The organism is Rhodococcus parequi (assembly GCF_046042785.1).
Taxonomy (GTDB): Bacteria; Actinomycetota; Actinomycetes; order Mycobacteriales; family Mycobacteriaceae; genus Prescottella; species Prescottella parequi.
This window is the reverse complement of the sequence record NZ_JBDLNV010000006.1, coordinates 288,947-312,604: the sequence shown is the minus strand read 5'-3', so window position 1 is coordinate 312,604 and position 23,658 is coordinate 288,947. Positions and strand designations below refer to the sequence as shown.

Genomic DNA, 23,658 nt, shown 5'->3' with positions numbered 1-23,658 from the left:
TCCCCGACGAGGGCCGACCCCGGTGTCGCGGTCAGACCGCGGACTGGTGCTGCCGCTGGGCTTCGAAGAAGTCCGACCACGACTCCACCTCGGGGTGCTGCTTGAGCAGTGCCCGACGCTGGCGTTCGGTCATCCCTCCCCACACGCCGAACTCGACGCGGTTGTCCAGCGCATCGGCACCGCATTGCATGAGTACCGGGCAATGGCGGCAGATGGTGGCGGCCTTGCGCTGCGCGGCGCCGCGTACGAACAGCTGGTCAGGATCCACTTCTCGGCAGCGCGCCTGCGCGACCCACTGAATGCGCGCTTCGGCCTGCTCGTAGTCGAGGCGCGTGGCGGGACTGGTCATGTGCATTCGGTTCCCCTTCGTCCGAGCGCCGTTCCCCACGACACTCGAAATCCTCGAGCGACCCTCGCAAATAGCACGAGAGGTACACACCACATTCCTAATCCAGTGTTAGCTGTATCACACTGACCTGAGTCAATCTAGGTAAAGGAAGCGCGAAGCGCAAGATCAGCTCGCCACTTTCTGGTACGGGCGTGCAGACTTCGCGGCATATGCCCGGCTCGGACACGAAGTTCATGTCGGGTTCACCGGCAACCGACCGGCCCGTTCGAAGCGTCCACCGGGGCGCACGGTCCGTTCGACGTACTCTGTACAGCGTGTCGAGAGCCAAAACGATCGCCAAGCTCGCGGGATGTTCCGCACTCGCCGGTGTTCTGCTCGCTGGAACGATGTTTCCGCTGGCAGGAGGGTTCGGATTCGCGTCCAACCGCGCCGCCGACGCCGTCGACAACGTCTCCGCCGAACTCGTGGAGGGCACCGTCCCTGCCGTGTCGACGATGACGGACGTCGCCGGGAACCCCATCGCGTGGCTGTACGAACAGCGCCGGTTCGAGGTCCCGAGCGACCAGATCTCCAACGAGATGAAGCTCGCGATCGTTTCGATCGAGGACAAGCGCTTCGCCGACCATCACGGCGTCGACTGGCAGGGCACGCTGCGCGCGGCGATGACGAACACCACCAGCGGTGAGGTCCAGCAGGGCGCGTCGACGATCGACCAGCAGTACGTGAAGAACTACCAACTGCTGGTGGTCGCGCGGAACGACTCCGAGCGCCGGGCCGCGATCGAGACGACGCCGGCCCGCAAGATCCGTGAGATCCGGATGGCCCTCACGCTCGACAAGAAGCTGTCCAAGGACGAGATCCTCACGCGGTACCTGAACCTGGTCCCGTTCGGAAACGGGTCGTTCGGCGTGCAGGACGCCGCGCAGACGTACTTCGGCGTCGACGCGAAGGACCTGAACCTCACGCAGGCCGCGATGCTCGCCGGCATGGTGCAGTCGAGTTCGGCGCTCAACCCCTACACCAACGTCGACGGCGTGACCGAGCGCCGCAACACGGTGCTCGACACGATGATCGCGAACATCCCCGAGCGGGCCGGCGAGATCCGGGCCGCGAAGACGACGCCACTCGGCGTTCTCCCGCAGCCCAATTCCCTCCCCCGCGGGTGCATCGCGGCAGGCGACCGGGGCTTCTTCTGCGACTACGCGCTGCAGTATCTCGCCGCGTCCGGCATCAGCCGCGAGCAGATCAACAAGGGCGGCTACACGATCAAGACCACGCTGGACCCGGTCGTGCAGGATTCGGTGAAGACCGCTCTGGTCAAGAACGCCGACCCCAAGCTCGACGGCATCGCGAACGTCATGAACGTGGTGCAGCCGGGTCAGGATCAGCACCGTGTCCTCGCGATGGGGTCCAGCCGCACGTACGGCCTGGACACCGCCAAGGAAGAGACCGTCCAGCCGCAGCCGTACACGCTCGTCGGTCACGGCGCCGGCTCGATCTTCAAGATCTTCACGACGGCCGCGGCGATGGAGAAGGGGCTCGGCACCAGCGCGGTACTGGACGTCCCGCAGCGCTTCGAGGCACGCGGCATGGGTAACGGCGGCGCCCGCGGGTGCCCCGCCGCCACCTACTGCGTCCAGAACGCCTCCAACAACTACCCGGCGAAGATGTCGGTGACCGACGCGCTCGCGCAGTCACCGAACACCGCGTTCGTCAAGCTGATCCAGTCCACCGGCGTCACCCCGACGGTCGACATGGCAGTGCGCCTCGGTCTGCGCTCGTACACGGCCACCGGCTCGTCCGGGTTCGGTGACCAGAGCATGGCCGACATGCAGAAGTCGCAGAACCTCGGCTCGTTCACGCTGGGCCCGACGTGGGTCAACCCGCTCGAACTCGCGAACGTCGCGGCCACCCTCGCCTCGCACGGCAAGTGGTGCCCGCCCACGCCGATCGACTCGATCACCGACCGCGAGGGCAAGTCGGTGTCGCTGACGCAGCAGGCCTGCGAACAGGTGGTCGACCCCGGCCTGGCGGACACGCTGGCCGTGGCGATGAGCAAGGACGACGCTCCCGGTGGCACGTCGTTCGGGGCGGCGAGCGCGGCGGGCTGGAAGCTGCCGATGTCGGGCAAGACGGGAACCACCGAGTCCCACATGTCGTCCGGGTTCCTGGGGTTCACCAACAACTTCGCCGCCAGCGTCCTGGTGTACGGCGACTCCCCCACCCCCGGCGAGATCTGCTCCGGCCCGCTTCGCCCGTGCGGTGACGGCAACCTGTACGGCGGCACCGAGCCCGCCCGCACCTGGTTCGACGCGATGATGCCGGTCGTCGGCAACTTCGGTCCCGTGACGTTGCCGGCCGTCGACGACAGGTACGTCCGCGGATCGCAGAACGCCCAGGTGCCCGAGGTGGTCGGGATGACGCAGGACGCAGCGACGGCGGCGTTGAAGGCGGCGGGGTTCGCGGTCAATCCGGTGAGCACCAAGTCCGACGCCCCGAAGGGCAACGTCACCGGTAGCGCGCCGTCCGGACTGGCGGTCCCGGGGTCGGCGGTGACCATCTACGTCAGTGACGGTTCGGTTCTGGCGGCACCGCCCGGTTCCGCCGCGCCGCGCACCTCGACGCCCGGCGGCTGATCGGTCCACACCGGTACGGTTTACGGTTCGCCCGCACGGGGTATCCACGGTGTGCGGGGGCCCGCCGGGCCCCCCAGGCCGGATCGAGGTCCGTCATGATCGTTCTCGGTTTGATTTTGCTGGTGGTCGGCTTTTTGACCGGTATCTCGATCCTGTGGACCATCGGGATCATCCTGCTCGTGATCGGTGTCATCCTGGCGATCCTCGGGGCCACGGGACGCGCCGTGGGCGGTCGACGGTACTGGTATTGACCCACGACCGACCCCCTGCGGCGTTCTGGGTGGGGTGGGGTTTACCGCGACAGGTTCACGGGTAGCAGACCTGTATGAACCTTCGACATCTGTACAACCGCGCGGAGTCCGCGTCGTCCTTGGACGGTGTCAGCGCAACCCTGCAACACCGGATCCAGAGCGGTCTCGGCCGCACGGCGATCGGTGACCGACTCCGCGGCGACTGGCTGGGCCATCCGGTCCATCCCGCCCTGGTCGCCGTACCGATCGGCGCGTGGACCGCGTCGCTGGTTTTCGACACCGTCCTTCGCGACCACCGCACGGCCCGCCGCCTCATCGGGGTGGGTCTGCTCGCGACACCGCCTGCGCTCGCGACGGGCTGGGCCGACTGGAGCGAACGCGATGTGCGGCAACGCCGCGTCGGCCTGATCCACGCGGGTGCCAACGCGACCGGGATCGCGTTGATGTTCGCATCGTTCCGCCGGCGTCGCCGAGATCCCGCCGCGCGGAACATTCTGGCCACAGCGCTGTCGACGGCCGCGATCGGCGCGGTCGGAGCGGGTGGCGCCCTGGGCGGACATCTCGTCTTCGGACAGGGCGCGGGCCTGGCGATGACCCCCGCAAACGACGGCCCCGCCTTCGATCCCGTGCTGGCCGACGTCGACTCTGAGGCCGAGCCGGAGTCGGCGGACGGCCATCTCGCCCACATCGGGCACCACCGGAAGGAGCACCCGTGACCGACACCCGAACACTCACCGGCCGGACCGTCGCGATCCTCGCGACCGACGGCGTCGAGGAAGTCGAACTCGTCCAGCCCCGTGCGGCGGTCGTCGAGGCCGGCGCCACCGTGCGTCTGGTCTCGTTGTCCGACGGACAGATCCAGGCCATGAACGGCGACGTGCACGAGTCCGGACGATACGACGTCGACGTCACCGTCGAGGAGGCATCCGTCGGTGACTACGACGCGCTCATCCTGCCCGGCGGCACCACCAATCCCGACCACCTGCGGCAGGACGAGAAGGCGGTGGCATTCGTGCGCGAGTTCGTCGAGTCCGGTAAGCCCGTCGGCGTCATCTGCCACGGGCCGTGGACGCTCGTCGAAGCGGACGTGGTGCGGGGCAGGACACTGACGTCGTATCCGAGCGTCCGCACCGACATCCGCAACGCGGGCGGCAACGTGGTGGACCGGGAGGTAGTCGTCGACGGCACGCTCGTCTCGAGCCGCAACCCGCACGACCTGCCGGCGTTCTGCGAGGCGATCGTCGACGTCTTCTCCTCGGCATCGACGAGGGTGTGAGACCTAGCCGCGGCCGACCGTCACCTGGACACCGCCGTCGGCCGCGACGACGTCGTTGGCGACCGCGCCGAAGCAGGTGAGGTTCGGCCTGCGCGGCGCGACCAGCACCGGAGCCCCGGTGTAGTCGATCGGAGTGGCATACGACGTCGGGGTCCCCACCCGCACCCGCGCGCGGGGCACGTCGCCGCACGATCCCGACGTCCCGTAGTAGCCGACGGACTGGTAGCCGAAAGGCATCATGCGGCGCAGTTCGTCCTTGATCTGTACCCCGTTGAGCCACCGCTGCACGGTGCCGTCGCCGACGGACGCCTGCCAGTAGTTGGACCCCATCTGTTCCACCCGCAGCGTGTAGGTCTTGCCGAGGGTGAAGTCGAAGAAGTCGCCGCGACAGGTCATTCCGCCGGGCGCCGGGTGGATGGGGCCGCATCCGGCCTGCTGGACGTCGGGGCCGAAGTAGCTGAAGACCGTCCTGGCGACGAGCGGTGCGTCGGCCGCGGGTCGCTGGATCTCGAATCCGATGTAGCCGCCCTGCCAGTTCTGGAAAGTGAAATGCTGCCCGACGGAGAGGGTCTGCCCCGGCCCGGTCACACCGATCTCGTCGATCGTGACGGGGAACGCGAACTCGGAGATGCCCTTCGTGCCGCCGTTGGTGGCAAGCCAGTCGATCTGGACCATTTCACCGGGAACGACGGCCGCAGTGGCGGTGCCGGGCGCCGCCATCACCACCGCCACGCCCACCCCGAATGCCGCAGCGAACGACCGCACCGCCCTCGAACCGATCCACCCCATACCGATCTCCTCCCCGTGGAGGGCTTCAGCAGCCCCGCTCATGATGATGATCTTGCACGGGGATCCGGTCGTTACGGACAGAAACGACCGAAGGCCACTCGCGCACCATCAGGGCGGGAGCAGCCCTCGACGAACAGCGGCCTCGATGGCCTGGTTTCGGCTCGAGACACCCAGCTTGCGGTACAGGTTCCGGGCATGGGTCCGGACGGTGTTCACGGACAGGTGCATTTCCTTCGAAATGTCCTTGAGCTTCTTCCCCGTCTGCAATTTCACGAGGACGAGCCTTTCGGTCGGTGTCAGTCCGGGATTGCGCCCGGCCGAGACGTCGGCCAGCTTCGCTCGCACATGGTCGAGGAACTGCTGCGAGACGCCTTCCCCGGGTCGGATCGCGGGCAGCAGTTCGGCGACGTCGGCCGCGAAGTTCATGAGTGGCCGCACGATGAGATGTGCCTCCGCCAATGTGAGCGCCCGCCGGATCGACACTACGGCGTCGGAGTGCCGGCGGCTGCGGCTCTCGGTGACGGCCGCCAGCACCCACGCCTGGACGGACAGGATGCGCGACTGGGGCGACTTTGACGCGAGCACCGGACGCAGCAGGCGCTCTGCCGTGGATGTGTCTCCCGCATCCAGCGCGACGAGAGCTCGCGCCACTTGCACATCCGGATTGGGGCCGAAAGTCTCGGACGCACGCTGCACAACGTCTTCCACGAGCGCCGACCTGCCCGTTTCCACGAGCACCGCGACCGCTGTGACGACGTAGTTGCTGGTGAGGTTCATGTGCGGGCTGTGCCCCATGACCGTGAGCATCGCGTGCCCGACGGCGTCGACGTCCTCGTCCTTCGGCTGCGCCAGGCAGCGAGCTCGGGCGACCGCGAAGGCGACCTGAGCGTGGGTACCGGTCACCGACTCGGTGGTTCCGTCCGGCCGGACGTGGACTGCGTCGTTCGACATCAGGCCGTGCAAGAGACTGTCGTCCGGCAGTTTCTCGCCTCGGTGATACGCGCACATGCACGCGATCGCGGCGCACTGGGCAGCGTCGATCCGATCCACCAGGGCGTGCTCCACGGCGTATTCGACGGCGTGTCCGGCGCGGGAGCACATCGTCACCAACTCCCCTCTCGCCGCAGCAAGCATCGCGAGTCGCGCGAGGCAGCGCAGGACGAGTCGTGGATGGCCACCGACATCGGCGAGTGCCAGTGCTTCCTTCAGCACACGCTCGCTCCGGGCGAACCGCCCGGAGAGCATGTGGGCGGCGGCGCACTGCACGAGGATGTAGCAGTCCGAATCGATGCTTCCGGTACTGCGGCAGTTCTCCACCCGGTCGACCGCGTCTCCCGGGATCGGTCTACCCCCGATGAGGTCGGCCTCGATCCCGAGTGCGGCCGCGAGACACTCTGCCGCCGGGGAACTCGTTCGATCGGTCGACGAAGAGCCCGCGGCGCGGAGGTGCGCCCGCGCGCCGTTCGGATCGTTCGCCTCCAGGGCGACGAGTGCGCGGAGGAGTCGGACACACGGCAGGCGCCCGTTGCGCACGCCGAGCGCGGCGATCACGGTGTCACCCAGGCCGTCGAACACTGCAGCCGGGCCGTATCGGTAGACGAACTCCTCGACGATGTGTTCTTCCGACACCGCCGCGAGTTGCGCGAAGGCCGCCCGGGTGTGGCCGGACCTCGCCAGCGATCGGGCGGCCACCGCGTGTAACCGCCGGTAGAGCTCCGGATCGGATTCTCGCAGAACTGCTCTCGCGTGAGCCCGCACCAGTGGATGCCACGAGTAGTTCACTTCACCGTCGACGGCCTCACGACGTACGGGCACACCCAGCCTCTCACATTCGTACAGGTGCAGGTCGGCGTACTCGCCCGCCAAGTCCTCCAGCAACTCGGTGGTGAACCGCTCGACGACACTTGTCGACAACACGAAGCGCAGGACGTCGGCGGGCAGGTGCGACAGCGTCTCCCCCACGACGTACCCGGATACCTGTCGGGGTCGCCCCAGCAACCCGTCGATCGCCCCGCGCACGTCACCACCGGTTCCCACGAACAGCGCCGCACTGCACACGGCGCCTGCCCATCCCCCGGTGAGGTCGAGCACGGCATCCACATCATCCGCCGACACTCGACCACGGTGAGCGGCGAGGATCTCTGCGATCGAGTCACGCTCCAGTGCAATGTCTTCGACTCCGAGAAAGGTCAGCGATCCGTCCGACGCGTATTTGGACCACGCCAGGTCCGGCACCCTACGCGCGGCGACGACAACCGTGATGCGAGCGGGCACCGACTCGATGACCGCGGTCAACTGCGCGAGCGCCCCGGCGTCGCTGACCGAATGGACATCGTCCAGGACGAGCACACCGGGCCCGCTCTGCGACTCGACGCCGGCCAGCGCATCCCGAACTCTGCGCTGCAACTGGGCAGCATCGTTGTCGGCGGCGTCCAACGTCAGCCGTGCCGTGTTCGGAGCAGCCTCCGCTTCCTCGTGATTCGCGACCCAGGCGTCGAGCAGCGTGGTCTTCCCGGTACCGGCGGGCGCACACACCAGGACCTTGGCGGCGGCCATGCCGGCGACGGCCGCATCCAGGGCCGAGAAGATTCGCCCTCGCCGACCGACGGCTGTCGACGCACCACCCCTCGCCGGGCGCGCGCCCGCACTGCGCTGAAACATACCTGTGTACAGCACGTTCCGATTCACCTGTCTCCCCCGTCTCGATCGGTTCGCACTACCGGTACCCGTCCGGAAACGTCGGCCGTACCGGCCAGATCCACCACCACACCGTCGATTCGGCGCAGTGCCGCAAGAAGTGAGGCTTCGACGTCGGCGCCCGTCGACTCGCCGTTACCGGACCACGTCCGCCCCGGCCGAACCCGAGGCGCGGCCGTGGTTTTCGCACCCACGTTGCACTGTCTGACGAGGTCGATGTCGTTCCGGACACCGCGTGCCGCCTCGTCCAGCGCCCCCGACTCTTCGCGCTCACGCACCGAATCGTCCTCGTGCGTTCGAACACCGGCTCCAACCGCCACGAGAGCGTGTGCGGCACGGTTGATCTCCCGCAGTCGCCGGAGCAACCACGACACCGATCGGCGGCCACGCGTGGCGGGGTCCTCGACCAACGTCGACGCCGCCGCTTCGACCGCGGCCATCTCGCCGTCCAGCGCCCTGACGGCGGCGAGCAGTTCCGCCGACTGAACCGGCGGATCATTCTGCAGCGCAGCCTTTCCGATCAACGAGGACAGCAGCACCAGGTAGCGATCCACGGCGACGGTGAGGGCCTCGCGTGAACTCGACGCGAGGACGGTATGCGCGGCGACGATTCCGACCACGGCGCCGACGACCGTCTCTTCCACCCGTACGACCAGGATGCCGACGCTGAACTCACCGAGGAGCTCGTACAGTCCGGCGAGCATCACAGTCATGAAGAACGTCTGCAGAACGTAGTGGACCGACACCAGGTAGAAGGCGAGGAACACACTTGCCATCACAATGACGGTCTGCCCACAGACACTTTCACCGACCACACCCACCACGAGCATGCCGGCGACGACGCCGGCAACGGTTCCCGCTACCCGCTCACCGGCCCGCACCATCACCTCTCCTCGCGTGCTGGTGCCGGTGTAGACGAGAAACGCGGTGAGGACGGCCCAGTACCAACGCTCCGAATCGACAGCCGAGCCCAGCAGGGCGGCGACACTCGCAGCCACCGCCACCTGCAGGGCCGAGCGGGTACTCGACGACACGCCGGCCGCGCCGGTCCGCGTATCGACCGACGCGGGCCGGTGTTCGCGCACCGGAGTGCGCTCACCATGCCCGTGCACCGCATTCGCGAGCCGCACCTGCGCCTCGCACATCCGGTTCCCCGTCGCGGCCATGTCCCGGGCGTCTATCGCAGTCTCCATCTCGTATCGCACGTCGAAGACGAGCTGGGAGAGAGCCGAGTTCGGTATCCCGATGACGAGGTCGGCATCGTTGCGATCGATCCAGTCCTCGATCAGGCCCACCGTCTTGTCGACCCGGTCCAGGGCGCGGTCGAGAGCACGGTGTCCGCGTCCACCCCGTGTTGCGATCTCCAGCGCGGACCGCGTCGTCGATCCGAAGGCGGTGACGAGACTCGAGATCTCCCGACGGGGCCGCTCGGGCAGCACCAAGGCCCGCACGATCAGCGTGACGACGACGCCCGCGCACACCCCCGCATACAGCAGCGGAAGGTCGGCCGTGGAGCCGTGCAGGACAAGTGTGTAGAAGTACGCGACATACGCCACCATGCCCGCTGCGAACCCCCTCGGCCCCCAACGTCGAACCCATACCGCCACGAAGAGCACCCCCACGAACCCGATATCCGCGGCTCTGCCCAGGCCGTGCAACAGCGCGCCGAGAGTGACCGACGAAACGGCCGGAACGATGAGGAGCGCGGTGGTCACGACACGATCGCGTTGCGTGGAGTCCTTGACGGCGGATGCGGCCTGGACAGCGACGAACGCACCGAGGAGAACAGCCGGCATCGCACGGTTCACCGGGTGGCCCGTCGCGGTGAGCAGCACGACGGCACCCGCCAACGCCGAGACGGTGGTGAGCGCGCGACGCAGCCGGAAGAAGCCGGGATCGGTGGCGGTCAGGTACCGGACGGTTTTCTGCCGGATGCCGACACCACCCGCCGTCACCGTGCCTCCTCGGAGCAGGACGGGGCCGGCGTGGGGTGGGACCGCTCCACCCCACGCCGGGCCCGTCAGTGAGCGAACGCCTGAGCCGAATGCCCGGCCCCGCGTAGGGACCGCAGGCTCGCGACCACCTCGTTGATCGCAACAGCGAGGCGATACGCCAGGTCGCGACTGAAGCCTTCTCGCAGCACTATCCGGAGAACGGCGACATCCTCGGCATCGGCCGGCATGGTGTACGCCGGCACCTGGAAGCCGCGCGCACGCAGTTCGTGGGAGACATCGAACACGGTGAACCCGGGATCGCCCACCACCTCGAACGAGAGGACCGGGATGGCGGACCCGTCCGTGATCACGTTCATCTCCTCGATCTTGGAGATCTCGGCGGACAGCATCAGCGCGGTGTCGCGCAGCGACTCCATGATCTGGGTGTACCCGGCCACGCCGAGGCGGATGAAGTTGTAGTACTGCCCCACCACCTGGTTGCCCGGCCGGGAGAAGTTCAGGGTGAAGGTCGGCATGTCGCCGCCCAGGTAGTTGACCCGGAACACCAGATCCTCCGGCAGGTAGTCCTTCGAGCGCCACACGACGAAGCCGATTCCGGGATAGGTCATGCCGTACTTGTGGCCACTGACGTTGATGGACACCACACGAGGAATTCGGAAGTCCCACTTCAGTTCCGGATGCAGGAAGGGAACGACGAATCCGCCGGACGCACCGTCCACGTGCAGCGGTACGTCGGGGCCACCGGCGGCCGCGATCTCGTCGAGCACCTGCGCGATCTCCGCGACCGGTTCCAGCTCCCCAGTGAACGTCGTTCCGAGGATCGCGACCACACCGATGGTGTTCTCGTCGACCGCCTCCCGCACCTGTTCCGGCGTGATGACGTACCGGCCCTTCGCCATCGGCAGGTACTTGGGCTCGACGTCGAAGTACCGGCAGAACTTCTCCCACACGACCTGGACATTGCTGCCGAGGATGAGGTTCGGTCGGGTCGTGTCCTTGCCGGCATCGGCCCGCGCTTGTCGCCAGCGCCACTTGAGGGCCAGTCCGGCGAGCATCACGGCCTCCGAGGAGCCGATGGTCGAGACGCCGGTGGCGGACGCGGGGTCGGTCTCGGACAGCCCTTCTGCGTGGAACAGGTCCGCCACCATGTTGACGCAACGCGTCTCGATCTCGGCGGTGGCCGGGTACTCGTCCTTGTCGATCATGTTCTTGTCGAACGTCTCCGCCATCAGTCGGTCGGCCTGCGGATCCATCCACGTGGTCACGAAGGTCGCCAGGTTGAGGCGCGAGCTGCCGTCGAGCATGAGCTCGTCGTGGATGAACCGGTAGGCGGCCTCCGGGTCGGTCTCGGACTTGGGCATGCGCAGGGCGGGAACGGGGTCCGTACCGAGCCTGCCGGTGTAGGCCGGGGCGAGGGTTTCTGCCGGGGCGGCAAAGCTGTCTGACATCTTGTCCTCCACTTCTCCGAACTGATCAGCGGACCGCTCGCGGTCCCGGGGAACTCGTTGACGGGTACAACACGAACGATTCAGACCTCGATGGGCGGATACAGCCGCTCCATCGTGTACCGGCGGTTGCGCCGGACGGACAGGGCGCTCGCGGTGAGGGAGGCGAGCAGGATACCCACCAGGACCGCGATCGCGATCCACAGCCGGGAGTCGACCTGCTCGCCGACCGTGAGCTGGCGAAGACCGTTGACCGTGTAGGTCATCGGGTCGAACGGATGTATGTACTGGAACGGCTTCGCGGTGGTCGGCACGGGATAGATCCCACCCGCGGAGACCAGCTGCAGCATGAGGAAGGCGAGCGTGACGACGCGTCCGACCGCCACACCGAACACTGCATTGAAGGCCTGGATCATCGCGAGGTAGGTTGCCGAGATCAGCATGAGGAACAGGACGGTGCCGAGCACGTGCTCGACGTCGAGCCCCACCCCGAAGTGGACCACGGTGTACATCACGACTACCTGCAGGACACCGACGAGGAGCGCCGGCCAGTACGATGCCAGCACCGTTCGGTACAGCCCGACTCCTCCGACGGTGGGTCGGGACTGCAGTGGCGTCAACAACATCCATGTGATGATGCCGCCGACGAACAGCGCGAGCGACAGGAAGAACGGCGCGAAGCCGGTACCGAAGGTCGGTGCGACGTTCGTGAAGTCCTGCTTCAGCGCCACCGGTGTCGACAACGTGTCGGCGGTCGCGGTGCGTTGCTCGTCGGTCCAGCTCGGTACCTGACCGGCGCCCTGCTTCAGTGCGTCTGCGAGCTGGTGGGACCCGGTCTGCAGTGCCACCATGCCCGACGCGAGCTGGTCTGCACCGCTCGAGAGCCGGCTGCTGCCGTCCGTCAATTGCACCAGGCCGGAGTGCAATGTCGCTGCACCGCTGCTCAGTTCGTCGGCGCCATCCCGCAGCTGCCGCACGTCGGAGGCGAGGCCGCCGCTCTGGAGCATGGCCAGCCCACTCTGCAGCGGGCTCGCGGGATCGGTGAGCTGATACTCGATCTCCCGCGCGTCCCCTCCCAGCCGCTGCAGTTCCGCCCGCAACGCGTCCGCGTCGTTCTGCAATTGTGGTGCAGCCAGCGGCGTCAGGGCGGCGACGGCCCGCTGCACGACCGGGTCGGGAATGCCACCCAGTAGATCGATCGCTACGGTGACCGGATTCGGTGTCGAGGGCGGACCGATCCGCGGCAGTTCGGCACCCAGCGTCTCCAACGACTGCCGGAGCTGCGCCACCTGGGCCCCGAGATTCGATGTCGCGGCGCCGTCGAGCGCATTCAGCAGCGGACCGGTGACACCGTCGACGGCCGTCGCGAGCTGCGTCGCCCCGCCGGAGAGCTGCGCGGAGCCGTCCCGGGCGGTGACCATGTCGGTCGCCAGTTCCGTCGCCCCCGAGGCGAGCTGATCGGCGCCACCCTTCGCAGTGTCGACACCGTCGGCGAGCTGCCCGGCACCGTCGGCCGCCTGTTTCAGGCCCGACCCGGCGCTCTCCAGGCCGGTCAGCACCTGGCCCACTCCCTGCGCGCCGATCGTGGTGTTGACCTGGTTGATGACCTGTTCCGACGCATCCTGGCCGATGATGGTCGCCAGGTAGTTGTTGGCGTCGTTGAACGTGAAGATCAGGTCGGCCTTCTCCGGATGATCTCCGTTGGGCGACTCGACGGCCTCGGTGAAGTTCTCCGGAATGGTGATGGTGTAGTAGTACTTTCCGCTCGACAGTCCCTTCGCGGCATCCTCCGACGAGACCTCGTCCAGGTCGAGTTGATGCGACTGGATCAGCGACGTGACCACCTGGTCGCCCGCGTCGACGCGTTGGCCGTCCGCGGTCAGCCCGGTGTCGTTGTTGACGATCGCCGCCGGAATCTTGTCCACCGCGCCGAACGGATTCCAGAACGCCCAGAGATACATCGCGCCGTAGAGGAGCGGCATGAGGATGATGGTGAAGATCGCGATCCGCGGCATCGTTCCGCGGAAGTACCTCTTCGAGTCACTCCCCAGTGAGACACCTGCCAGCATGGCTCACCTCGCCTTCGTCATGACGCCGATGTCGCCGGCGCCGAGGAGGCCGTGCATGTCGATCACCCCGCGGACGCCGCAGTGGGCCGAGACCGGATTCACGTCCGCGGTGATGACGGACTGCGACTCGCCCAGTGACACAAGCCGTTCCAGTACCGCCGAGCGCTCGCCGTCGTCGGCGATCCGGTCCAGCCGCCCCACCACCAACAGCGGTGGACGGCGGGTGTTCGCGACGGCGATACGAAGGAGCAATTGCTGTATTTCGGGGAGATCGTCGACGAACGCGTGCAGCGCCGGGCGCTCGATGTCACCGAACACGTGGGCGCACATGTTCTCGACGCCGCCCTCGTCGACACGCGGAACGAGTCTGTACCAGGGCGAATTCCAGCGAATCTGCTCGGTCACGAGGTCCTGGACCGTCACCGACGGCCGCACCTCGTCGAGCTCGTTGAGGCAGGCGATCGCCGAGTGGGCGAACACCTTCGTGGGTTTGTTCGCGTAGCCGAGCACGGTCAGCGACCCCCGCGTGAGCCGCATGCGCCCGCACAGTGCCATCAACAGTGCCGTGCGGGCCGCGCCCGACTGCGCAGCGAGGACGGTGACGCCGCCGCCGTCGATGTCCAGATCGAGTGGTCCGAACACGTGCCCCCAGGGCCCGTGCAGCTCGATCCCTCTGGCGGACACGAGGTCTCCCTCGGCCTGATGTCCGGAGGTGTAGTCCCCCTCCACGAATGTCTCGACCAACTCGAACCCCCGTTTCCACGCCGTCACGGACGGCGGCACTTCGAGAAGAGCTATTGGGTGACACTTCGAGATCGACGACGGCCCGGCCGGGCTCGTCACAAAATGTTCTTGACCACTTGCCCGTTCTTGACGATCACCGACAGGTTCTTCGCGGGATCGGCGAGCAGACCGAGGTCCTCGAGCGGGTTGCCGTCCACCAGCAGGACGTCGGCCCACGCCCCCTTCTCGATCGTTCCGAATTCGGCCTGCTGGTAGGGATCCCGCTCTCCGGCCATACGGAACAACTCGGCATTGCCGGAGGTGAGCATGCGGAGCGCCTCGAGATTGCTGTAATGATCTCCGAGGCGCGCGGCCATCTCGCTCTGCCTCGGCGCCAGCTGAGGCTCGAGCAGGAGATCGGTTCCCCACGCGGTCTTGACCCCGTGCTTCTTCGCCCAGGCGTACACGTGATCGGTGCCGGAGCAGATCTCACGATCCTTGTCGGCCCGGTCCGGGTCTGGGTAGTGGTGATCGCCGAGTGCGAACGGCTGCATCGACAACCACACGCCCTTGTCGGCCATGAGAGCAATGGTCGCCTCGTCGGCGAGATGGCCGTGCTCGATCGACCTGACGCCGGCATCGAGCGCCCGCCGGATGCCCGTGACGTTGTAGACGTGGGTCGCGACGTACGTGCCGTAGTCGGTTGCCGCGTGCACTGCGGCACGCAGTTCCTCGTCGACGAACTGCACCGTGTAGAGCGGGTCGTACATCGATGCGGCTCCACCGCCGACCATCAGTTTGATCTGCGATGCACCCTTCTTCAACTGCTCGCGCACAGCCGCCAGGACACGGTCCGGGCCGTCGGCGACCCGCATGAACCCGATCTGCTCGGCGCGACTCTGGTTGCCACCGAGCGCAGTTGGACACTCGTACACGAAGCCGAAGTCGCCGTGCCCGCCGGTCTGGGAGATCGCCGCCTGGGACGGGTAGATCCGTGGCCCTTCGAAGAGCCCGCGGTCGATCACGGATTTGATGCTGCCGGTGTCCCCCGCCATGTCCCGCACCGCGGTGAACCCTCGGTGCAGCATGTTCTTCGCTTCCGCGAGACCGTTGAGGGCGATGTGGGCCTCCGTGCCCATCACCATGTCGACGTAGGAGTTGGCGTTGCCCACCAGGTGTACGTGGGCGTCGCTCATGCCCGGCATGAGGACGCGCCCGCCACCATCCACGACGGTCGTCCTGCGGGCGGGATCGTCACCGACGGGCGACTCCGAGACTGCTGCGATGAAGGTGCCGTCGATGAGCACGTCACCACTGACAAGATCTGCCGATGATCCGTCGAACACACGAACGTTACGGAACAGCAGACGATTACTGGTTTCCGAGGTGGCCGTCATCTCCGGGACGCTAGCAGCGCGTTTCGGACATCGTTCGCCGAACGAACTCTTCCGGCCCGAACCTCATCCCCAATATCATCCGTCCGCGGCCGACGGTCGGCGATTCCGAAAGCACTGGAAGGCAGGCCCCCGCCCCGCGTGCGGCCATCCCGGCCGAGATCCGCTGCGCAACTAAGCCAAATCTCGACCGGTTTCGACTTACACTGCGGCGCATGTTGATTCATCCGACACTGCGAATGCAGTCATGGGGATTCGTGATCGGTGCAGCTCTCTTCGCCCTGGGCTCCGCTCCCGGCCTGTCGGTGCTGCTGGGAACGGCGGGCGCGAACACCGCGTTCTTCGTCGGATCGTGGTTCTTCACCGCAGCGGCCTTCGCGCAGCTGATGCTCAGCGGGTCGGCGACGACCTCCGACGAACGCGGCACCGCGATCCGCGCCGTGTGGCTGTCCGCCGCGATCCAGTTCCTCGGCACCATCCTGTTCAACATCAGTACCGGAGCGGCCCTGCGCGCACACACGATCAAGGGCGACATGCACCTCGTCTGGAATCCGAACGCCGAGGGGTCGGTCGCGTTCCTCGTCTCCAGCGGCCTGGCCGTGCTCGTGCTGTGGCGGGCCGGTACCTACTGGGAGCCACGTTCGAAGGACTGGCAGAGCGTCTGGCTGAACACGCTCGGTTCCGTCGCCTTCGGGGTGTCGGCGGCGGGGGCCTTCATCCTGCAGGACGGCACGAGCCTCGATCCGAACCTCGCCAACGTCGCTACCTTCGTCGGCGCGGTGTGCTTCCTTCTCGCCTCGGCACTCTTCCTGGGTCACCGCGCGGCGGCCGTGCCCGCGATGAGCGCCGCCTCGTGACCGGCCGCCGCGGGCGGCCCGATCACGAGGCGGTCAACGGTCGGTGCGGAAACTACAGGCGGTCCTTGACCGCCTTCGAGACGCGCGAGCCGTCGGCCTTCCCGCCGGCGAGGGCGGTGGCGGCCTTCATGACCTGACCCATCTGGCGCATGCCGGGGCGCTCGCCGATCTCCTCGGCGACCTGTGCGATCGCCGTGTCCGCGACGTCGGCCAGTTCGGCATCGGTGAGCGGCGTCGGCAGGTACTCGTCGATCACCTGGGCCTCGGCACGCTCGTTGGCGGCGAGTTCGCCGCGTCCGGCCTCGGTGTAGACCTCGGCCGCCTCGCCGCGCTTCTTCGACTCCTTGGCCAGCACCTTGACGACCTCGTCGTCGGTGAGCTCGCGGGCCTCCTTACCGGACGTCTCCTCGGTCTGGATCGCAGCCATGATCATGCGCAGCGTGGCCAGCCGCAGCTGATCCTTGGCCTTCATCGCGGCGGTGAGGTCGGCGCGGAGCGTGGACTTGAGGGTGGGAGCGGTATCGGCCATGCGCCGAACGGTACGCGCCCGACGCGGTGTCCTGCACCTTCATTGCACACACCCGTATTCTGAAATGGTGTCTGATCTGTCTCGCCGTTTCCCGAACCGCAGCACCCTGAACCGGGCCGCGCTGGCCACCGCCGGCGCCGCCGCGCTGGGCGTCGGCTACGCCTCACTCATCGAGCGCAACGCGTTCGCCCTCCGTGAGGCGACGATGCCGGTGCTGGCACCGGGCTCTGCGACGCTGCGGGTGCTGCACATCAGCGATCTGCACATGATGCCGAACCAGAAGCTCAAGCAGAACTGGCTGCGCGAGCTGGACCGGCTGGACCCGGACCTGGTCGTCAACACCGGCGACAACCTGTCGCACATGAAGTCCGTTCCGGCGGTCGTGCAGTCGATGGGTGGCCTGCTGGCCCGGCCCGGCCTGTTCGTGTTCGGCAGCAACGACTACTTCGCCCCCAAGCCGAAGAACCCGATGAAGTACTTCAAGAAGGAGCACCGCCGGGTGCTCGGCGCACCGCTTCCGTGGGCGGACCTGCGGGCGGCGTTCACCGAACGCGGCTGGCTCGACGTCACGCACGTGCACCGCGAGCTCGAGGTCGCGGGCGTCCGGATCGACGCGGCCGGTGTCGACGATCCGCATCTCCAGCGTGATCGCTACGACACGATCGCAGGCCCGCCGAACCCGCTGGCGCAGCTCAAGCTGGGCATCACGCACTCCCCCGAGCCGCGCGTCCTCGACCGCTTCGCGGACGACGGCTACGACCTGGTCCTCGCCGGCCACACCCACGGCGGCCAGCTGTGCCTGCCGTTCTACGGCGCCCTCGTCACCAACTGCCAGCTGGACCGGTCGCGGGTGAAGGGACCGTCGCGGTGGGGCGCGCACACGCGCCTGCACGTGTCGGCCGGCGTCGGCACGTCGCCGTACGCCCCGGCCCGGTTCTGCTGCCGTCCCGAAGCCACCCTGCTCACCCTCGTCCCCGCGCCGCGTGAGGAGACCACGTCCGGTCGCGGTTCCGCCGCCGTCGAAAGTGCCGTTTTGGGTCGGTGACCAGGCGATTTAACCCCTGGTGAAACAGTGTTGTAAGCTATCCGAGGTTCAACACCGGGGTGTGGCGCAGCTTGGTAGCGCGCTTCGTTCGGGACGAAGAGGTCGTGGGTTCAAATCCCGCCACCCCGACCAGTGAAGAACAGAAGACCCCGTCCGGCTCGTCCGGACGGGGTCTTTTCTCGTCAGTTCTCCGTTGCCGCGAGTCGGCACAGCTCGAGGAAGCTCCGCAGGGCGACGTTGGGGTTGTCGCGCCGATAGGCGATGCCGACGTCCAGATGCTTGGGGGGCCCGGCGACCTTGCACAGGTGCACGCCGCAGACACGGAAGGCGGCGGCCCGTCCGGCCGGCATCGGCGCGATGCCGACACCCGCCGCGACCGCGTGCAGCACCTGCTCGTCGTCGGCCTCGTTGCGCACCACGCGGGGCCCGGTCTCGGACCAGAACTGTTCGACGATGCTGTCGTACATTCCGGGACCGTTGACGCGGGGCCAGAACACGACCGGCTGTTCGGCCAGTTGCTCGGGCTCCACGCATGCCTGCTGGGCGAACTCGTGTGACGTCGGCACGGCGAGCAACAGCTCCTCCCGGTCGATGACCCGCACCACCAGGTCGTGTGCGCCGTCGATCGGTGGACGCACGACCGCGACGTCGACGACACCCTCCGAGGCGAGCTCGAGGTTGCGGGCGGTGAACCCCCGATGCTCGTCGATCGCCACGTCCGGATAGCGGGCTCGGAACTCCTGGATGGCGCTCGCGATCGAGCCGCCCGCCCACGACCGGGTGTGGGCGATCCGCAGTTCTCCGGAGTCCCGCGCTGCTGCGCGGATCCGGGCCACCGCACGATCGGCGGCCACGATCAGATACCGCGCCTCCTGGACAGCCACCCGGCCGGCTTCGGTGAGATCGATCCTCGGCCCGCGCCGATCGATGAGGGTCACGCCGATCTCGCGTTCGAGCACCTTGATCTGCTGGCTGAGGGCCGACTGCGCGACGTTGAGGTCGGCGGCGGCGCGAGTGAAGTTCATGTGGTTGGCAACCGACACCAGATATCGGGCCCTGTGGAGGTTCACCCGGTGACTATAAGAAAAAACGATTACGCGTTCGTAAATGCGACTTGGACGTGTCGCCGGGACACGGGGGAAGCTGACTTCCTCTCCCCCACCCGTCTGTCGCGTCACGACGGACTTTCACTACTTCGAGGAGTGAAATGCCCCAGGACACCCACGTCACCGCACCGGTGACCGCGCCGACCCCGCAGGCTCCTCCGCGGCCACGCACCCCCCTTCCGGCTTCCGTGCTGGCCGTCGTGGGACTCGCCCTGTCGGTCGCGGCGGGCATCGTCGTCGACGGCCCCACTCAGTGGGGTCTGCTTCCCATCGGCCTGTACGCACTGCTCGCGCTCCTCGGCATGGACATCATGGTCGCGACCGTTGTCGCGATCGCGTCCGCGCTGCTGATCCTGATGCCGGCGCCGGCGGCGGCCGCGAACATCCTCGGCGAGTCGGTGGGCGACCAGATCACGATGATCGGCCTGATCATCGTGCTGGGCGCGGGCCTCGCCGAGGTCCTGCGCGCGACGGGTGTGGCGGGTCAGATCGTGCGGGCAGTGATGCGCGTGGCGGGCGACCGAAGCCGCGCCGCAGTCACTTTCGGCATGATGATCTCCTGCCTGATCCTGGTTGCGGCCCTGGGCACGCTCGCCGGAGCACTCGCCATCGCCGCGCCGCTGCTGCTTCCCATCGCGGCCCGGATGGGATTCACGCGCAGCGCGACCGCATCCACACTGTTCATCGGCGGGTGCGCCGGACTGGCGCTGGCACCGTTCGCCGGGTCGAACATCGCCATCATGGACGCCGCCGAGGTCGGCTACCTCCAGTACGTCCTCTACGGCGCCGGACCGCTGGCGGTGCTGTCCCTCGTGCTCGGTCTGGTCGTGGTGCCGTGGATGCAGCGCCGGACCGAGCGCGACGGTGACGACTTCTACAGCGACGATATGTTCACCGACGACGGATCGTCCGAGTCAGCTCACTCCGTCCGCGCCACCGCGGTCTTCGCCGTGGCCCTCCTGGCGAGCGTCGTCTACGCCACCGTCACCTCCGCAGGCACGGCCTTCCCGTTGCTGGCGCTGCCGGTGCTCGCGATGGTCACCGGTTTCGCCGGTGGACTGACTCCCACCGAGACCGCCGAGCACATCTATCGGGGCGCCGCCACGCTCGTCAACATCTTCCTGATGTTCTGGTTGCTGGCCGTGTTGTTCAACGCGGTGAACCTGATCGACCCGTTCACGGTGGTCATCGAGTCCTACGGGGCGAGCCTGCAGGACATGGGCCCGTTCCCGTTCGCCGTGGCGATCTCGCTGTTGGGCTGGGTCGGCGTGCCCGGCGCCACCGCCGCCCAGGTGGTGTTGCTGGACAAGCTGTTCGGCGACATCGCGACGAGCGTCGGGGTGGGTGCGAGCACCTGGGTGGTCGTGCTGCTGTTCGCGTCCAAGGCCGACACGTACGGCCCGTTCCCCAACGCCAACCAGTTCGGCGCCCTGGGGCTCGCACAGTCGACGAGTCTGCGGAACATGCTGATCACCGGCTGGTGTCTGCTGGTGCCGGCGACCGTGATGTACGCCGTGATCATGTTCGTCGAAACCCGTTAGGAGACTGCACTCGTGGACCACGACATCACCGTCACGGGCGGACTGGTCGTCGACGGAACGGGTACGCCCGCGCGACGCGCCGACGTCGCGATCACCGGAGGACGAATCGCGGCGATCGGCGAGGGACCGTTCGCCGCTCGCACAACCGTCGATGCGGCCGGAGCCGTCGTCGCACCCGGATTCGTCGACCTCCACTCGCACGCCGATTTCACACTTCCAGCCCATCCGGCCGCGGAAACCCAACTGGCCCAGGGCGTGACGACGTTGATCGCGGGAAACTGCGGGCACTCCCCGTTCCCGCTGCCGGATCCCACGCAGACCGAGCTCGCCACCGTCTTCTCCGACGCCCCGCTCCCCTGCGACTGGACCGACGCGCACGGATTCGGCAGCGCACTCGAGGCCACCCGGCCGGCCGTCAACGTCGGACTGCAGCTCGGACACAATGCGCTGCGGAGCAGCGTCATCGGTGCCGAGAATCGGCCGCCCACGGCAGCGGAGCTCGACGAGATGTGCCGGATCGTCCGAGACTCGGCCACCGCACCCGGCGTGGTCGGGTTCTCGACCGGCCTGATCTACATGCCCGGCCTGTTCGCCGGCACCGATGAGCTCCGCGCGCTGGTCGCTGCGGCAGCCGCGTCCGGATTGCTGTACTCGACGCACATGCGCGACGAGACGTCCGGGATGGTCGCGGCGGTCGAGGAGGCGATCGGTGTCGCGGAGGCCGCGGGCGCCCGCCTGGAGATCTCCCACCTGAAGGCGATGGGACCCGAGAACTGGGGTGCCGTCGACCGTGCACTCGAACTGATCGACGCCGCCCGGGCGCGTGGCGTGGATGTGGCAGCGGACGTCTATCCCTACACCGCTTCGAGTACGGATCTCTCGTCGCGGCTGGCCGAGTGGGCGGTCGACGGCGGACGCGAGGCGCTCCTGGTTCGGCTCGCCGATCCCGTGCAGCGCACACGGATCGCCGATGCGTTGCGTGCCCGATTCGGCCGCGACATCGACCCGGACGGCGTGGTGATCGCGGACCTCTCGGCCGGGGAATTCGATGCCTGCATCGGCATGTCGATCTCGCAGATCGGTGCGGCGCGGGGCACCGACGCCGCGGAGGCCGCACTCGACGTACTCGCCGCTCATCAGGGTTCGGCCGCGATCGTCAACCATGCCATGGACGAAAACGATGTTCGTACCGTGCTGGCACACCCGTGGGTCGCCGTCGCCAGCGACGGGTGGGTGCTCACGCCGACCGGCGCGGGCCGCCCGCACCCACGGAGTTTCGGCACGTTCCCCCGCGTGCTGAGCCGATACGTGCGCGAGCAGGGGACGCTCCGCCTCGAAGAGGCGATCCGGAAGATGACATCCCTGCCGGCCTCCCGCATCGGACTCCACGATCGCGGAGTCCTCGCAGTGGGCGCGGCAGCCGACGTCGTGGTTTTCGACCCGAGCACGGTCGACGACACCTCGACGTTCGACGACCCGTGGCAGCTCGCGCGTGGCGTGCAGACCGTGCTGGTCAACGGCACGTCCGCCGTCCTCGACGGCAAGGTCACCGGCGCGCGGGCCGGCCGGCTCGTCAGCCGAAGCAAGTAGGAGGAGAAACAGTGCAGACCCTGGAACTCGTGGACGAGTTGGCGGCCGTCGTGGGTCGTGCCCACGTGCTCACCGACCCCGACGTCGTCGCCGGGTACGTGATCGACTGGACCGGCCACTGGGTCGGTCGGACCCGGGCCGTGGTGCGTCCCGCCGACACCGCGCAGGTCGCCGCCGTCCTGACGGTGTGCCACCGCGCCGGTGTCGCGGTCGTGCCTCAGGGCGGCAACACCGGACTGGTCGGGGGTTCCATCCCGATGGAGGGCGAGGTGGTGCTCAGCACCGCACGCCTCACCGAGATCGAACAGGTCGACCCGGTGGATCTGACGATCGCCGCCGGGGCCGGGGTGACGGTCGCCCGGGCCCAACAGGCCGCCCGCGAACTCGGCCTGGATCTGGGCATCGACCTCGCTTCCCGCGACACGGCGACGCTGGGCGGCATCGTCTCCACGAACGCCGGCGGAATCCGAATGATCAAGAACGGCAACACCCGTCACCAGTTGCTCGGAATCGAGGCGGTTCTGGCGGACGGACGGGTCCTCACCCGGTGGAAGGAACTGACCAAGGACAACGTCGGGTACGACCTGCCGGGCCTGCTCGCCGGGGCGGAAGGCACGCTGGCGGTGATCACACGGGTTCTCATGCGGTTGGTCGTTCCCTCCCGGGAGACGCAGGTGGCACTCGTCGGGGTCGACGGCGTCGGCGCCGCGTCCGAGGTGACGGCGGCGATACGGCGGGCGGGTCTCACCCTCGAGGCTGCCGAGTTCATGACCCGGGCCGGAGTGGACCTGGTCCGCGACCACTGTGGGCTGCGCGCACCCCTCGACGCCGACGCTCCCTTCTATCTCCTGGTCGAGGTGTCGGGTCAGGATTCGGCGCAGGAAGTGCTGTTCGGTGTCCTGCAGGAATCCGCAGCCGCCGTCCTCGATGCGGTGGTGGAAGAAGGCCCCGCTCACCGTCTCTGGCGGTACCGCGAAGGACACACGGAGTCGGTCAGTGCCGAATCGACGACGCCCCCGCTCAAGCTGGATCTCTCCACGCCGCTCCGGGAGATCGAGTCGTTCCTGACAGCGCTGGGCGAGGACCTCGCCGACGCGGCGCCGAACGTGCGCGCCATCTGCTTCGGTCATCTCGGCGACGGCAACATCCACGTCAATCTCCTGGACGTCGGCGTGGACCAGCGTGAGGCGATCACCGACCTGGTGCTCAGACGCGTCACCCGGCACAACGGCAGCATCAGCGCCGAGCACGGCGTCGGACGCGCGAAGGCGCTGTGGATCGGTCTCGGCCGCACCGAGGTCGACCTCGACGTCATGCGATCGATCCGAACAGCGTTGGACCCAGCGCAACTGCTCAATCCCCACATCCTGCCCGCAGGACAGCGGTAACCCTTCCACCGAGGAGTT

At 67.8% G+C, this 23,658-nt stretch carries 19 protein-coding genes and 1 tRNA gene; 10 read left to right on the top strand and 10 right to left on the bottom strand.

All coding sequences use genetic code 11. The annotated features are described in order from the left end of the window. Positions 1–31 precede the first annotated feature (31 nt). Entirely contained in the window at positions 32–355 is a 324-nt protein-coding gene (locus tag ABEU20_RS18635) for a WhiB family transcriptional regulator (RefSeq protein WP_420165864.1), read from the bottom strand. A 326-nt stretch (positions 356–681) separates the two neighbouring features. Here ABEU20_RS18635 and ABEU20_RS18630 point away from each other — a divergent pair, with 326 nt between their 5' ends. The 4 genes from ABEU20_RS18630 (at position 682) to ABEU20_RS18615 (ending at position 4,512) form a co-directional block, all read left to right on the top strand. Continuing rightward, positions 682–2,985, top strand: coding sequence for a penicillin-binding protein (locus tag ABEU20_RS18630; protein WP_420165956.1), 2,304 nt, complete (start codon positions 682–684; stop codon positions 2,983–2,985). Positions 2,986–3,080: 95 nt separating this feature from the next. Next, complete coding sequence (locus ABEU20_RS18625; RefSeq protein WP_005515916.1) at positions 3,081–3,236, top strand: DUF6131 family protein; 156 nt, start codon at positions 3,081–3,083, stop codon at positions 3,234–3,236. Positions 3,237–3,310: 74 nt separating this feature from the next. Continuing rightward, positions 3,311–3,952, top strand: coding sequence for a DUF2231 domain-containing protein (locus tag ABEU20_RS18620; RefSeq protein WP_420165863.1), 642 nt, complete (start codon positions 3,311–3,313; stop codon positions 3,950–3,952). Further along, positions 3,949–4,512, top strand: a complete 564-nt coding sequence (locus tag ABEU20_RS18615; protein WP_420165862.1) for a type 1 glutamine amidotransferase domain-containing protein — start codon at positions 3,949–3,951, stop codon at positions 4,510–4,512. The genes ABEU20_RS18620 and ABEU20_RS18615 overlap by 4 nt, the downstream gene beginning before the upstream one ends. A 3-nt stretch (positions 4,513–4,515) precedes the next feature. Here ABEU20_RS18615 and ABEU20_RS18610 read toward each other — a convergent pair whose 3' ends face one another. From ABEU20_RS18610 to ABEU20_RS18580, 7 genes are all read right to left on the bottom strand, one after another. Continuing rightward, positions 4,516–5,343, bottom strand: a complete 828-nt coding sequence (locus ABEU20_RS18610) for a hypothetical protein (protein ID WP_420165861.1) — start codon at positions 5,341–5,343, stop codon at positions 4,516–4,518. A 66-nt stretch (positions 5,344–5,409) separates the two neighbouring features. Then, on the bottom strand, positions 5,410–7,857 hold the full coding sequence (locus tag ABEU20_RS18605) for a helix-turn-helix transcriptional regulator (protein ID WP_420165860.1): 2,448 nt from the start codon (positions 7,855–7,857) through the stop codon (positions 5,410–5,412). A gap of 128 nt (positions 7,858–7,985) precedes the next feature. Beyond that, positions 7,986–9,953 carry an FUSC family protein gene (locus tag ABEU20_RS18600; protein WP_420165859.1) on the bottom strand — a complete coding sequence of 656 codons (1,968 nt, stop codon included), beginning with the start codon at positions 9,951–9,953 and terminating at the stop codon, positions 7,986–7,988. A 65-nt stretch (positions 9,954–10,018) separates the two neighbouring features. Next, entirely contained in the window at positions 10,019–11,401 is a 1,383-nt protein-coding gene (locus tag ABEU20_RS18595) for a glutamate decarboxylase (protein ID WP_420165858.1), read from the bottom strand. 80 nt (positions 11,402–11,481) lie between these two features. Then, complete coding sequence (locus ABEU20_RS18590; RefSeq protein ID WP_420165857.1) at positions 11,482–13,467, bottom strand: YhgE/Pip family protein; 1,986 nt, start codon at positions 13,465–13,467, stop codon at positions 11,482–11,484. A gap of 3 nt (positions 13,468–13,470) precedes the next feature. Further along, positions 13,471–14,151: a P-loop NTPase family protein gene (locus ABEU20_RS18585; RefSeq protein ID WP_420165856.1), complete on the bottom strand. Its 681-nt coding sequence runs from the start codon at positions 14,149–14,151 to the stop codon at positions 13,471–13,473. Positions 14,152–14,306: 155 nt separating this feature from the next. Further along, positions 14,307–15,587: a metal-dependent hydrolase family protein gene (locus tag ABEU20_RS18580; RefSeq protein ID WP_420165855.1), complete on the bottom strand. Its 1,281-nt coding sequence runs from the start codon at positions 15,585–15,587 to the stop codon at positions 14,307–14,309. A gap of 212 nt (positions 15,588–15,799) precedes the next feature. Between ABEU20_RS18580 and ABEU20_RS18575 the strand changes: the two genes are divergently transcribed. Then, the gene (locus tag ABEU20_RS18575) at positions 15,800–16,441 is read left to right on the top strand and encodes a hypothetical protein (RefSeq protein WP_420165854.1); all 642 of its coding nucleotides are present in this window, start codon (positions 15,800–15,802) and stop codon (positions 16,439–16,441) included. A gap of 52 nt (positions 16,442–16,493) precedes the next feature. On the opposite strand, the gene ABEU20_RS18570 is transcribed toward ABEU20_RS18575, so the two are convergent. Then, positions 16,494–16,970: a GatB/YqeY domain-containing protein gene (locus tag ABEU20_RS18570; RefSeq protein ID WP_420165853.1), complete on the bottom strand. Its 477-nt coding sequence runs from the start codon at positions 16,968–16,970 to the stop codon at positions 16,494–16,496. 64 nt (positions 16,971–17,034) lie between these two features. Between ABEU20_RS18570 and ABEU20_RS18565 the strand changes: the two genes are divergently transcribed. Further along, positions 17,035–18,015 (top strand): metallophosphoesterase, encoded by a 981-nt coding sequence (locus ABEU20_RS18565; protein WP_420165852.1) that lies wholly within the window; start codon positions 17,035–17,037, stop codon positions 18,013–18,015. A 55-nt stretch (positions 18,016–18,070) separates the two neighbouring features. Next, positions 18,071–18,147 (top strand) — tRNA-Pro (locus ABEU20_RS18560). A gap of 50 nt (positions 18,148–18,197) precedes the next feature. Here the strand turns inward: ABEU20_RS18560 and ABEU20_RS18555 are convergent. Continuing rightward, complete coding sequence (locus tag ABEU20_RS18555; RefSeq protein WP_420165851.1) at positions 18,198–19,085, bottom strand: LysR family transcriptional regulator; 888 nt, start codon at positions 19,083–19,085, stop codon at positions 18,198–18,200. A 137-nt stretch (positions 19,086–19,222) separates the two neighbouring features. Here ABEU20_RS18555 and ABEU20_RS18550 point away from each other — a divergent pair, with 137 nt between their 5' ends. The 3 genes from ABEU20_RS18550 to ABEU20_RS18540 are packed head-to-tail and all read left to right on the top strand — an operon-like array spanning position 19,223 to position 23,640. Then, on the top strand, positions 19,223–20,662 hold the full coding sequence (locus ABEU20_RS18550) for a Na+/H+ antiporter NhaC family protein (RefSeq protein WP_420165850.1): 1,440 nt from the start codon (positions 19,223–19,225) through the stop codon (positions 20,660–20,662). 12 nt (positions 20,663–20,674) lie between these two features. Continuing rightward, on the top strand, positions 20,675–22,252 hold the full coding sequence (locus ABEU20_RS18545) for an N-acyl-D-amino-acid deacylase family protein (protein ID WP_420165849.1): 1,578 nt from the start codon (positions 20,675–20,677) through the stop codon (positions 22,250–22,252). An 11-nt stretch (positions 22,253–22,263) separates the two neighbouring features. Further along, a complete protein-coding gene (locus ABEU20_RS18540; RefSeq protein WP_420165848.1) occupies positions 22,264–23,640 on the top strand; it encodes an FAD-binding oxidoreductase in 1,377 nt (458 codons plus the stop codon). Positions 23,641–23,658: the final 18 nt, after the last annotated feature.